Origin of the sequence: Terasakiella sediminum (assembly GCF_033100395.1) — a bacterium.
In the GTDB taxonomy this organism is placed as follows: Bacteria; Pseudomonadota; Alphaproteobacteria; order Rhodospirillales; family Terasakiellaceae; genus Terasakiella.
On record NZ_JAWLVJ010000010.1, the window covers coordinates 1 to 13,244 of the forward strand.

12 protein-coding genes are annotated in these 13,244 nt (G+C 43.9%); 11 read left to right on the forward strand and 1 reads right to left on the reverse strand.

What is annotated here, in order from left to right; translation table 11 throughout:
* Positions 1-296: 296 nt before the first annotated feature.
* The gene (locus RYZ26_RS09305; RefSeq protein ID WP_317682922.1) at positions 297-1,595 is read right to left on the reverse strand and encodes a hypothetical protein; all 1,299 of its coding nucleotides are present in this window, start codon (positions 1,593-1,595) and stop codon (positions 297-299) included.
* A 224-nt stretch (positions 1,596-1,819) separates the two neighbouring features.
* Here RYZ26_RS09305 and neuC point away from each other — a divergent pair, with 224 nt between their 5' ends.
* The 11 genes from neuC to RYZ26_RS09360 all read left to right on the forward strand — a co-directional run bounded on the left by neuC (position 1,820) and on the right by RYZ26_RS09360 (position 13,231).
* On the forward strand, positions 1,820-2,986 hold the full coding sequence (neuC, locus tag RYZ26_RS09310) for a UDP-N-acetylglucosamine 2-epimerase (RefSeq protein ID WP_317682923.1): 1,167 nt from the start codon (positions 1,820-1,822) through the stop codon (positions 2,984-2,986).
* Positions 2,983-4,071 (forward strand): N-acetylneuraminate synthase, encoded by a 1,089-nt coding sequence (neuB, locus tag RYZ26_RS09315; protein ID WP_317682924.1) that lies wholly within the window; start codon positions 2,983-2,985, stop codon positions 4,069-4,071. The genes neuC and neuB overlap by 4 nt, the downstream gene beginning before the upstream one ends.
* Positions 4,068-4,667, forward strand: a complete 600-nt coding sequence (locus RYZ26_RS09320) for an acetyltransferase (RefSeq protein WP_317682925.1) — start codon at positions 4,068-4,070, stop codon at positions 4,665-4,667. The genes neuB and RYZ26_RS09320 overlap by 4 nt, the downstream gene beginning before the upstream one ends.
* A gap of 32 nt (positions 4,668-4,699) precedes the next feature.
* Positions 4,700-5,467, forward strand: coding sequence for an imidazole glycerol phosphate synthase subunit HisF (gene hisF, locus RYZ26_RS09325; protein WP_317682926.1), 768 nt, complete (start codon positions 4,700-4,702; stop codon positions 5,465-5,467).
* A complete protein-coding gene (gene hisH / locus RYZ26_RS09330) occupies positions 5,464-6,093 on the forward strand; it encodes an imidazole glycerol phosphate synthase subunit HisH (RefSeq protein ID WP_317682927.1) in 630 nt (209 codons plus the stop codon). The genes hisF and hisH overlap by 4 nt, the downstream gene beginning before the upstream one ends.
* A gap of 21 nt (positions 6,094-6,114) precedes the next feature.
* Positions 6,115-7,278 carry an N-acetyl sugar amidotransferase gene (locus RYZ26_RS09335; protein WP_317682928.1) on the forward strand — a complete coding sequence of 388 codons (1,164 nt, stop codon included), beginning with the start codon at positions 6,115-6,117 and terminating at the stop codon, positions 7,276-7,278.
* Between the two features lie 32 nt (positions 7,279-7,310).
* Complete coding sequence (locus RYZ26_RS09340; RefSeq protein ID WP_317682929.1) at positions 7,311-8,477, forward strand: hypothetical protein; 1,167 nt, start codon at positions 7,311-7,313, stop codon at positions 8,475-8,477.
* 83 nt (positions 8,478-8,560) lie between these two features.
* Positions 8,561-9,583 (forward strand): NAD-dependent epimerase, encoded by a 1,023-nt coding sequence (locus tag RYZ26_RS09345; protein ID WP_317682930.1) that lies wholly within the window; start codon positions 8,561-8,563, stop codon positions 9,581-9,583.
* Positions 9,580-10,863, forward strand: a complete 1,284-nt coding sequence (locus tag RYZ26_RS09350) for a nucleotide sugar dehydrogenase (protein WP_317682931.1) — start codon at positions 9,580-9,582, stop codon at positions 10,861-10,863. The genes RYZ26_RS09345 and RYZ26_RS09350 overlap by 4 nt, the downstream gene beginning before the upstream one ends.
* Before the next feature lie 11 nt (positions 10,864-10,874).
* On the forward strand, positions 10,875-12,113 hold the full coding sequence (locus tag RYZ26_RS09355) for an O-antigen ligase family protein (protein ID WP_317682932.1): 1,239 nt from the start codon (positions 10,875-10,877) through the stop codon (positions 12,111-12,113).
* Positions 12,110-13,231, forward strand: coding sequence for a glycosyltransferase family 4 protein (locus RYZ26_RS09360; RefSeq protein ID WP_317682933.1), 1,122 nt, complete (start codon positions 12,110-12,112; stop codon positions 13,229-13,231). The genes RYZ26_RS09355 and RYZ26_RS09360 overlap by 4 nt, the downstream gene beginning before the upstream one ends.
* Positions 13,232-13,244: the final 13 nt, after the last annotated feature.

Sequence of the window (13,244 nt, forward strand, 5' to 3'; positions counted from 1 at the left end):
TATATCTTGGTTTTTTCATTTCGAATCTCCTGCACTTAATATACGAGAAAATTCTACTTCTAAGGACCACTAAAAATCGGGGGTATTACCTTAGCGAAAGTGAAAGGGACTTCAACGCATCTTATGCTGCGCAAAAGAAGCTGGTTTCCTTAATTGAACAAAAACGCTCTTCTTTGGTCCTTCGCATCATCCGCAAATTAAAACGGATCCTAAAACTCACTTAAAAAACGAAATTGCCCCGCTTTTTCTCGATTCCAAAAGAAAAGCGGGGTAAACACGTTTCGTTATTCAGCCGCTTAATACTGATCAAAATAAGGGCGCAGATAATCAAACAAGATTTCAATGCCCTTCGTGTTTAGGTGATAATCAATCTTGCTGTCACTGGCAATGACTTGCGTCTTTGCCGCTTTGGCCAAAACCGGACCCACATCAACAACTAGTGTGGTTTCAGTGGCCAACTCAGATTTCAACAAAGAAATCTCAGCATCTGCAAGTTGTTTATAAGCTTGAATGTCGTTTTGGAATTTTTCATCGCTGATAAAATCAGAATATAAAGTAATGGATGTGGGCATTAAAACGAACAGAACAGACTTCGCCCCTTTGTCATAAGCCATATCTGCTGTTTGCTGAAGGTATTGCAGCAAAGGCCCGGCTTCTTGTGCATTTTGAGCAGATGGGAACTTCAAGACAGACTGTGGTTCGCTAACACTTGTGTGGGGAAGGTCAAACACAACACGGTTGGTGTAATAGTCCGGCCGATCAATAAACCGGTCCTTGGCCAAGTGGATAAGATTATAAGCGGTTTCGACAGACCATAAAGAAAAGCCTGAAGAGGTTGGTGCACTTGCCTTTAAATAGGCTTTATAATCATCACCACGCGCTGAAATTTCTTCAAATCGATGGGTACCAAAAAGGTCGTTTTCCAAACAAACGCCAATCACCACATGCTCAAAGCTAATGTTTTTATCTAATACCATCTCTTGGAAAGTCAGCGGGTAATGAGCTGCTGAATATCCACCCATCCCCAAATTATAGGCGCTCCCATAATCTTTGCGATATAAATCCGCAAGATCGGCTTCACTGGTAATCGCCATCGTCAATGAGTCACCAATAAACACCGTGTTGACATGTGAATTTGGCTGAACGCTTACGGAATTACGATAGCCATCCGCATCAATTTTTACCCAAGGATAATTTTCGATTTTGAAATTAGGCTGATAATAATAGCGCATGCCCTTGCCAGTAATCGACGAAGCAGAAAAATTTCCGGTCTTTGCGGCATAATGCGCCAATGCGTCCTTCGATAAATAAGGGACAACCTGCGAAGGTGTTTTTTCAACCCATAACCTCATGCTTATTTCTAATGTTAAAACAATTGAAAAAAGACAAATAAATAAAGTTGCGTTCAATTCTGCTAAAAAGCGCTTCTTTAAACTGATTAAAAAATAAACAATTAATATAAGGAGTATTGAAAGAAGTATAACACGATTCATACTATAAATCATAATAACCGGTTTTTCGGATGCCTTAAATAACTCGTTCAAAAAGTTACCAAAAACCATTAATATACCAAAAATATTGATGTATCTAATCATAATTATACCTAATTTTAATAATCTCTTTTTAATCTTTATAAATGCTCAAAAACGTTGCAATTATACAGCTTTCCTTACTAACTTAAATTATAAAATGCCCGTATGTAAAAACAAATATACAGCCCTAAAACCCAGGAGAAAAATAAACTATTTTGCATCATTTTAAGTGTAAAGTATGCTGCCCGACACATTCATTCTAAGTTATCACGTGATAGAGTAAATACATGCCAACCCCCTCTCGGAAAATTTGCGTCATAACCGGCAGCCGTGCCGAATATGGTTTGCTTTATTGGCTCCTAAAAAATATGCAAGATGACCCCGACATCGACTTGCAAATTATCGCCACCGGTATGCACCTATCTCCAGAATTTGGCAAAACCGTTGAGACGATTATACAAGACGGCTTTAACGTCAGCGCAGAAGTAGAAACCCTGTTATCCTCTGACAGCGCAGTTGGCGTTGCCAAATCCACCGGACTGGGCGTTTTAGGTTTTGCCGATGCGTTAAATAGCCTAAAACCGGACCTGGTCCTGATCTTGGGTGATCGATTTGAAATTTTTGCCGCAGCCCAAGCAGCCTTGTTCCTGCGCATCCCGATTGCCCATATTGCCGGGGGCGATTTAACGTATGGGGCGTTTGATGAAGCTTTACGTCATAGTATCAGCAAAATGTCTCACCTCCATTTTGTGACCAATGACGATGCTGCCAAACGATTAGCCAGAATGGGGGAAAATCCCGATTATATTTTCAATGTAGGGAATCCCGGTCTCGATTTTATGGATCGCACCAGTTTGATGGATCGCGCAAGCTTAGAAGACAGCATGCAGTGTCGCTTTCAGGATAAAAATTTTCTCGTGACCTTCCATCCGGTCACACTGGAACACACATCTTCTGATGTGCAACTAGACGCCTTGCTGACTGCCCTTGAACAACAAACTGGCAACACCACGATTATCATTACCTTACCCAACGCCGATACCGGCGGGCGCGCCATCATCGAAAAAATCAAAACATTCGCGCAAGATAAAGAAAATGTATACAGTTATACATCCCTTGGACAGAAACGCTATCTATCCATGTTGGCTCTTGCTGATGTTGTAATCGGGAATTCATCCAGCGGCTTATATGAAGCCCCCTCTTTTAATACACCAACCGTAAACATTGGTTCGCGCCAAGACGGACGTCTACGAGCTGAGTCTGTTTTTGACTGTCCCGCGGACCAACAGGCCATTTGCCAGACCATTGATCAGGCTTTACAATTTGGCAAGCAAGGCGTTTTAAATCCATACAAAAAAGGAAATAGCGCAGATCTTATTGTACAAAAAATCAAAGACATCCGAAACCTTGAGGATTTGATCCTCAAGCAATTTTATGACGCAGGTTGTTCATGACTTCTTCTCCACACACCGTTAGCGTGATTGCCGAAGTCGGCGTCAATCACAATGGTAAAATCGACACCGCTTTGCGTCTCGTAGAAGCCGCCAAAGAGGCTGGTGCTGATATCGTCAAGTTTCAAATTTTCAGCGCAGACGGCATTGTTTTAAAAAATGTCAGGCAAGCAGACTATCAAGTGCAAAATATTGGTCAAAAAAGTGACCAGTATTCTATGTTGAAATCTTTAGAATTGAGTAAAGATGATTATTTTAAGATCATTGACTATTGCCAACAACTTGAAATTAATTTTCTCTTCACGCCCTTCGATGAAGAAAGCCTTGATACTGTGTTAAACGATTTTAACCAACGAATCATTAAAATCGGCTCAGGCGACCTAACCAACGCGCCCATGTTATTAAAAATTGCCCAACATGCGCGCAAGGTTATCTTATCAAGTGGTATGGCCTCAATGGCTGAAATAAAAATGGCGCTGTCCATTTTGGGTTTCGGCTACCTTCAAAATTCAATATCACCAGGTACAGCAGCTTTTGAAACAGCTTTCACCCAAAAAGAAACGCAAAAGCTCTTACAAGAAAACGTCACCTTACTTCATTGCACAACCCAATACCCGTCACCACTTGACAGTATTAATTTACGTGCCATGAAAACACTGAAAAATCAATTTAACCTAAAAATTGGCTTCTCGGATCACAGCGAAGGTATCCTTGCTGCTATTGCCGCCGTATCACTTGGGGCAACTGTTGTTGAAAAACACCTCACTCTTGACCGCACAATGGAAGGTCCCGACCATATTGCCTCAACAGAACCCCACCAATTTAAAGACATGATCCGTTCAATACGAGACGTAGAAACTGCACTGGGTAGTGACGTAAAAGCCCCGACGCAAGAAGAGCTTAAAAACGCCCAAATTGCGCGTAAAAACCTGGTAGCCAAGAAAACGATCAAAAAAGGTGACCTTTTTACACGAGATAATCTATGTGTAAAACGAAGCGGCACAGGCATAAATGCTCTAACCTTTTTCGATCAGATTGGTAAAACCGCTGATCAAGATTATGCCATTGACGATGTGATTCAACCATGACAAAACCCCTTCTTCTCATCGGTGCTGGCGGGCATGCAAAAACTGTATTAGACGCCGCACTTGCGTCTGGCAGAACTGTTTTAGGCTTAGTCGATGTAGACCCCAAAAAAATCGGACAAAAAATCTTCTCCATCCCGATTTTGAATCAGACAGAAGCCTTGCAAAACTACCGACCGGATGACGTAGAGCTGGTCATCGCTATTGGTTCCATTGGTGATGCCCATATGCGAGAAAAAATGGTCCACCAGTTTAAAGCCCTCGGATATGACTTCGCGCGCGTCATCCATCCACACGCTATTATTGGCTCAGACACCTCAATTGGCGCGGGCACCGTGGTATTAGCTGGTGCGATCATTCAATCATCCTGCAACATTGCTGAGCACGTCATATTAAATACAGGCAGCCAGATGGATCACGACTGTATCATCGGATCTTTTACCCATCTGGCACCTGGGGCCGTGTTATGCGGTTCTGTCCATCTTGAAGACCATGTCCATATCGGCCCCAATGCAACAGTTATTCAGGGAAAAAACATCACTCGAGGTTGCTTAATTCCTTCAGGTACGATAGTTAAAAATGACATTCACAATATTTAAAACATCATATCAAAATTTATGAGATACCGAATATGAGAGAAGTACCTCCTGTCCGATTAATCGCACGGCTTGATATCAAAAGCGAAAATGTAATCAAAGGGGTTCACCTTGAGGGGTTACGTGTTGTCGGCAAACCTGAAGATCTATCACAAAAGTATTATCAACAAGGTATTGACGAGTTTATATTTATGGATGCTGTCGCGTCTTTATATGGGCGCAACAACCTTTTACCGATCATTGCGAAAGCTGCAGAAAATATTTTTGTGCCAATCACAGTAGGAGGCGGCATCCGATCAATTGACGATATCAAAGAAGTTTTGCGACACGGTGCCGACAAAGTCGCCATCAATACTCAAGCCGTTCTCAATCCCGGTTTTCTACGACAAGCTTCGGAAGTTTTTGGTAGCCAGTGTATCGTCCTTTCTGTCGAAGCCATTCGCCGCGATAATCATAAATGGGAAGTCATGACCGATAATGGTCGTGAAAAAACCAATAGGGATGTCTTGGAGTGGATTAAAGAAGCCAAATCCTTAGGCGTGGGTGAGATTCTTTTAACCTCTATCGATACAGAAGGAACGCAAAAAGGATTTGATCTTGATCTGATCAATGCGGTCACGGATGTCTGCGACCTACCGATTATTGTCTCAGGTGGTGCGGGCAATGTCGAACATGTCCTCGATCTTTTTGCAAAAACCGATTCACAGGCAGTTGCTTGCGCTTCCGTTTTCCATTACAACATCTACGAAGTAGCTCAGTTAAAAAAACAGCTAAAATCATCAAATATTGAGGTTCGAGTGTGATTGCGATCATCGACTATGGCCGTGGAAACTTATTCAGCATTGCCCAAGCATTACGAGCAATCGGTCAAGAATATATCATTACCAATAATCCGGATGATATTGATGCGTCAGATCATGTTTTGCTACCGGGGGTTGGCGCGTTTGGCGATGCAATGAATGCGCTAAAAGAAAACAACCTGATTGAAGCTCTCCATCGCACAAAAAACAATGGCAAAAACATTTTAGGCATCTGCCTGGGTATGCAAGTTCTGGCCAGTCATGGGGAAGAGTTTGGAGATCATGAAGGGCTAGGCTACATTGCTGGAACCGTATCAATCTTGAAAGAAGCGGAAAAAGCGGACAAATACAGCACAAAAATCCCAAATATCGGCTGGCGAAAACTATTTTTCACCCAAGACCATTCAATTATAAACACCTCCATCAAAAACCCTTTGGTATATTTTGTCCATTCCTATGGGTTCCGATGTAAAAATCAGGACAACGTCCTGGCGACAATTGATGTAAATGGTGAAGATATCCCTGTCATTGTTGCCAATGAAAACGTATGTGGTTTCCAATTTCACCCGGAAAAAAGTGGTGAATTAGGGCTAAGTATATTAGACAATTACTTCAAGAGCAAAACATAGAGATTGAAAGCAGAATCCGACATGATCGAAAAAATTGATATTGCAAAAAAATACAACCTCCCGACAGAGGTTAAATTTTGTAAGAAATGCACAATCTCTAACCAACGCCCCCGCATCACCTTTAACGAAGAGGGTGTCTGTAGTGCGTGCCAGTTCGCAGAATTTAAAAGAACAATTGATTGGGAACAGCGCGAAAAAGAACTGTTGATTCTATTAGATAAACACAGACGTAGCGATGGTCGCCATGATGTGATTGTGCCTTGTAGTGGTGGCAAGGATGGCAGCTTTGTGGCCCACCAGTTAAAGCACAAATATGGCATGAACCCGCTTTGTGTCACCTGGTCCCCAAATGTTCATACGGATATCGGCTGGAAAAACCTGCAAAACTTCATTGCATCGGGCTTTGATCATATTATGGGTACCCCAAACGGTTTGGTTAATCGGGAATTGACCAAACAAGCGTTCCTGCACTTGGGTGACCCTTTCCAACCATTCATTTACGGTCAAACGAACTTTCCACTTAATATCTCGCTCAAGCACGATATTCCGCTTATTTTCTACGGTGAAAATGGCGAAGTGGAATATGGCGGCAATATGAAAAACGCCTATATCCCCACACGTGAAATTAGCGACCATAATGAACATTATTTTTCTGGTATGCCGCCGGAATTCTGGACACAATTTGGCTTAAGCAAAGCGGATTTAAAACCTTATATGTCGCCGCCAATTGCGGATCTGAAAAAGAACAAGACCGAAATTCATTTCTACAGCTACTACACATTCTGGGATCCGCAAGAAAACTACTATTACTGTAAAGAACATACAGGTTTTTCTGCCAACCCAGAACGCAGTGAAGGTACCTATTCCAAATATGCAAGTTTGGATGATAAAATTGATGGCTTTCATTATTATCTTGGCTTTATCAAATTTGGCATTGGACGTTGCACATCGGACACTGCCCATGAAATTCGCGATGGTAAAATTTCCCGCGAAGAAGGGCAGGCACTCGTGAGGCGCTATGACGGCGAGTTTCCACAGAAAAATTTCGATTTATTCCTGGAATATTGTGACATTTCCGAAGCAACTTTCTGGGATATTGTCAATCGTTGGCGCGGGGATCACATCTGGAAACCCAAAGAAAACGAATGGGAATTGAAGCACGCCGTGTGGCATGATGAAAAATAGCACCATAGTTGTTATTTCAGGTGTAAAATAAAATGCTTAAAATCATTCGGGGGAAACTTACAAAAGTTTTTTCGATGCTAAAGGCTATCAAACTCAGGTCTCCTAAGAAAAACCGCATTGCCGTCATCGATACAGTGAGAATATATGATATCAATTCTTTATTAGGTGATATTCCATATACACCGATCAGTAACAGATCTGAAGAAATCTATGTTGGGATCGGGCTCTTACTTGAAATAATCAAAACGAGTTATCGCAAGAAAAGAAAAAGCGGACAGGGTCTGCTTTCTTCTTTTCTACATTCCATTTGTGGGTCAAATGGTAATTATCTAGAAGCATGTATCTCGTATTCCCAACCCCAATATGTATTCACGCTGATTGACAATAATCCGTTTATTTTCAATGTTTCAGCCTTATTCCCAAATATAAAATTCATTGCTATCCAAGCTGCTTCGCGTATGGAATCCCATATCTCTCGAATTGAACCTTCAAACCCAAATCATGTGTATTATTTTTGTCTATCAGAATATGAAAGAAGCATATTCCCCAGATATGGCTATGACAAAAGCCGTATGATTCCCGCAGGTTCCTTATTAGAGGCCCTATGGATGGAACGCAAAAAAAACGTTCCGCGTCGATACGATATTTGCGTTTCTTCCCAATGGCGCAAGGAATTTTTTGATACTCCGTCCAGCGCCCCCATCTTTCGTGACGCACAAACAAAGGTTTATCGAAATATTGCCCGCCTCGTCAAAGAAGAAAATTATACCTGCTGCGTTGCGAGCGTTCGTAAAAACGATGAAGAAATTAGCTATTTCAGAGAAATATTTGGCCCGAATGTCTTTATCAATGACAGCACGACAGATTTCTCAACCTATGATCTAATGGAAGCATCGACGCTTGTCATTACACTTAATTCCACATCAGGGCGTGAAGCCGTCTCCATCGGAAGTCGAGTCATCTTTAATGATCCACCCAGCGAGGAGACTATTCATGACCCCAATGACAAATTATGGTCAAAACTTTATCTAATTGAAGACGACTACCGAAGCCTGTATGAACGTGCCAAAACTGTTCTTAACATGACCGATGAAGATTATGAAAACGAGTATGGGGAAAGCTGTCGCTATATTATTCAATCACAAAAGCGTTATACAACCAAACAAAGGCTACTGGATTTCATGTCTTACAAGACCTAACCTTTCTCTTCATTGTCTATTTACCCTATAAAAATCCATCGTTATGATACGTCGCATTTAATGCTGTAAGCGGATATTTATTTATGAAAGTTCTCGTCACTGGAACAGCCGGTTTTATCGGATATCATCTCTCAGAAAAACTCATTGCCAACGGCCATGAAGTCATCGGTATTGACTGTGTCACCGATTATTATGATGTCTCGTTAAAAGAAGCCCGTCTGGCGCGCCTTAAAAAGCACGCAGCTTTCACCGAAATTCGCGAAGACCTGGCCAATTCCCAAGCTATCATGGATGCATTCGCCAGCCATAAACCCACCCATTGCGTTAATCTGGCCGCACAGGCAGGGGTGCGTTATTCTTTGGAAAATCCGGCCGCCTATACCCATTCCAACATTGATGGGTTCTTAAGTATTCTGGAAGCATGCCGCGCCCATCCGGTGGAACATCTGGTTTTTGCCTCCACCAGTTCCGTTTACGGCGGCAATAAAAATATGCCGTTTTCTGAACATAACAGCACCGAACACCCCATGACGCTTTATGCCGCCACCAAGAAAGCCAACGAATTGATGGCGCACAACTATGCCCATCTGTTTGACATCCCGGCCACTGGCATGCGTTTCTTCACCGTTTATGGCCCCTGGGGTCGCCCGGATATGGCGCTGTTCCTCTTTACCAAAGCCATTATCGAAGGCAAGCCGATCAATGTCTTTAACCATGGCAATATGGAACGCGACTTCACCTTTGTCGAAGATATCGTCGAAGGTATTTTCCGCCTGTTGGGCGTGCCCCCTAAGCGGGATGAAAACTGGGATGCAAAAAATCCCGACCCCTGCACATCAGGCATTGGCCCTTATCGCATCGTCAATATCGGCAATTCACGCTGTGAGAAGCTGACTCGCTATATCGAAGTTTTAGAAGACAAGCTGGGGCGCAAGGCAGAAAAGAACATGCTGCCCATGCAAGACGGCGACGTGCCCGCCACCTGGGCCGATACATCCGAGCTCAATAAAATCACAGGCTATGCGCCCAATACCTCAATCGAAGAAGGTGTGGGCAAATTTGTCGACTGGTATGTCGATTTCTATAATGTGGACCTCTCATCATGACTGAGCGTAAAATTGCTGTCATCGGCCTTGGATATGTGGGCCTTCCCGTTGCCGTGTCCTACGGACGCCAGGGCTATCCGTGTGTTGGCTTTGATATTGATCAGGGCCGCATTAAAGAACTTCAAGGCGGCTATGACCGTACCGAAGAAGTCGAAGATGGCGACGTGCTGCATGACAGCCTGACCTATAGCTCAGACCTAAATGATTTAAAACAGTCCAATTTCTATATCGTCACGGTCCCCACCCCCATCGATAGCGCGCATCGCCCCGATATGGGCGCGGTTCTGGCAGCGTCGCGCACAGTAGCGCAAGTATTAAAAAAAGGCGATATCGTCGTCTATGAATCCACCGTTTATCCCGGCGCGACCGAAGAAGACTGCGTGCCTGTGCTGGAAGAACTCTCAGGCCTGAAATGCGGGGAAGATTTCAGCGTCGGCTATTCCCCCGAACGCATCAACCCCGGCGACAAGGAACATCGTTTCGAAACCATTTTGAAAGTGGTATCCGGCTATGACGCGGCCACATTGGACATTGTTGCGCGCACCTATGAAGCGGTTGTCACCGCAGGCGTGCACCGTGCCCCCAATATCAAAACCGCCGAAGCCGCCAAGGTGATTGAAAATACCCAGCGCGACCTAAACATCGCGTTCGTCAACGAATTATCGCAGATTTTTGAACGCGTCGGCATTGATACCCACGATGTGCTGGAAGCTGCCGGGACCAAATGGAACTTCCTGAAATTCACCCCCGGTCTGGTCGGCGGGCACTGTATCGGCGTGGACCCTTATTATCTGACCCATAAGGCAGAACAGCTGGGCCACCATCCTCAGGTCATTCTGGCTGGGCGTCGCGTCAACGACCGCATGGGTCATCATATCGCCATGCAGGTGGCCAAAATGCTGATGAAACGGGGCCGCACGGATGAACCGCGCGTCACCATCTTGGGCCTGACCTTTAAAGAAAATGTCCCCGACCTGCGCAACAGCAAGGTTGTGGACATCATTTCGGAACTGGAAGAAATGGGGGTTACCACCCAGATCACCGACCCCTGGGCCAACAAAGAAGAAGCTATGAGCGAATATGGCGTGAAGTTGCAAGATGAAACAGACCTGAAACCCGCCGACGTAATCGTCTTTGCCGTCCCTCATAAAAAATATATCGATCAGGGCTGGGCATTGGTTGAAAACCTGTTGAAAGACAAAACTGGATTTGTGGTGGATATCAAATCAGTTCTGGATCGAAACAACACCCCGTCTGACATTACCCTTTGGCGTCTTTAAGATTTGCTAACATGGTAAGCCTAAATCCACAAATTCAAGATAAACTATTAAGCATTGCAGCAATCTGTGTCGGTTTATCTGTACCGTCTATCTTGTTTGGTCGTGCATTTATTGGCGGACTTTTGCTACTGGCTTTACTATTAGTTTTAATATTAACCAATCACAAAAAAGAGTTATCTGCGCTCCATAACCAACTCCCCAAACGCTTTATTGCCTTTTTGGGCTGTGTCATCATTGCTAGTGCTGTCAATATACCTTTTTCTCTGCGAGTAGATCTATCACTTGAAGCATGGGGAAGGACTTGGTTAATACTCTTGTTAACCAGCTATGTGTTTTTTGTTCTTAGAGAAAAACTGGATATAATAACGTATTCAGCTTTCTATGGTGTCGCATTTGCAATATTTTACCTTTATATAAAGCGAGAAATAGACCACACCAATCATCCAAGCAAACCAACCCTCAACGCGTATTTGCTATTACTGCCTATTTGCGCATATATTTCTTTTACAAATAAAAAAATATCTCCTAAAATAATTTCACTTATGATTATTTGGATATTCATTTGGTTTTTAAATAAGTACCTTGTCAAAGCCACCATGGCTGGCCTCATTCTTATGGTCACGAGCAGTATATTCTTGATTAGCATCGTAAAATTTAAATTAAGAACCGTCATTGCTTCCTTCGGTCTGCTTCTGGCTTGTGTCACGACTGGACTTCTACTTTGGCTTCCAGATACTGTTAATCAGTCAAGTGTTGTAAATAAAGGGATAACCATTATTCCTGTTTGGGCTCTTGACCTTCATCGTCAGTTTATTTGGGCATTTTCCTTTGAGCGAATTATTGAAAGCCCTTGGGTCGGATATGGGCTCAATGCGTCCAACTATCACCCTCTCGCCAATCAAACCATTCAAGAATATTTTGGCGACAGCTTTAATATAGTTGCGGGAATTGCTTCTGCACCGGTTCTACCTGCACACCCTCATAATTGGATAATCGAATTACAACTCGACAGTGGTTTAATAGGTTTTTTACCCTTCCTAACACTTGTAACCTTTATCTTTACTTGCTCCCTAAAACGTTTCTGGCAAAAACCCAATCCTGAACTACTTGGGTTTATTGCAGTCAATATAGGTTATTGGGGTACCGGCTTGTTGAACTTTTCTTATTGGAGCAGCTGGTGGCAAGCAAGTTATTTTGTTTCAGCAGGTATTTTTCTCATGCTTTATTTCCGTCGACGAAACATCATATGAAAAAGGCGCTAATTATTGTTGCAGAAGACTGGTCTTTTCTGTCCCATCGCGTACCTTTGGCTCAGGCCTTAAAAGACGATGGCTTTGACGTGCAGGTCGCCTGTCGCATCAAGGATCACGAAAAAACCATCAAAGACATGGGCTTCACCCCCATCGCCCTGGACCTTGCCCGGGAAACCATTTCGCCGGGTTCTGCCGTCAAAACTATCGCCACGCTGGCCCGCCTTTATAAAGCCAATGATCCCGACGTGATCGTTCATTCTTCCCTTTTCCTGTCTTTCTTGGGATCGCTTGCCGGATTGATCAGCGGCTATCGCCGCAACGTCAATTTAATCACCGGGCTTGGTTTTGTCTTTATTTCAGATTCCGCCAAGGCCAAGCTGGTGCGTTTTGCCGTTAAATTCTGGTTTCGCCTTTTTGCCCGGCTGAAATCCATTGCGGTTGTGGTGCAGAACCGCGATGATCAAAAAATCTTTCAAGACCTTGGTTTCGAGGAAGGGACGACTTTACATGTGATCCGTGGCTCTGGCGTGGATGATCAGACCTTCACCCCTGCTGCAAACGAGCCTGTCCCGCAAGTCACCTTTGTCGGACGTATCCTCTGGGCCAAGGGGGTAGAAGAACTGGTGGAAGCCGCCCGTATTCTAAAAACCCGCAATGCCCTGCCTAAAATCGTTCTGGTGGGTGAACCGGACCTGGGCAACCCGCAAAGCGCCACACAGGAAGATATTGACGGCTGGGCCAAAGAAGGTCTGGTGGAATGCTGGGGCCGTCGCAGCGATATCGCCAATATTTATCAAAAATCCACCATTGCAATCCTGCCTTCCTGGCGCGAAGGCCTGCCTAAAAGTCTTTTGGAGGCTGCGGCTTGCGGTCTGCCGATGATTACAACGGACGTTCCAGGCTGTCGCGAAATTGTCACCCATAATGAAAACGGTCTGCTGGTTCCTTTAAAAGATGCAAACGGACTGGCTGATGCCATTGAAACATTGGTCAAGGATACGGACCTTCGCCAAAAATTTGGACGTGCGGCGCGAAAATTGGTAGAAGACGAACTGAATCAAAAAGCCATTGCACAGAAAACACTGGATGTGGCCAAAAAAGTGGCCGATTTATAAGGGGTTAAGCAAC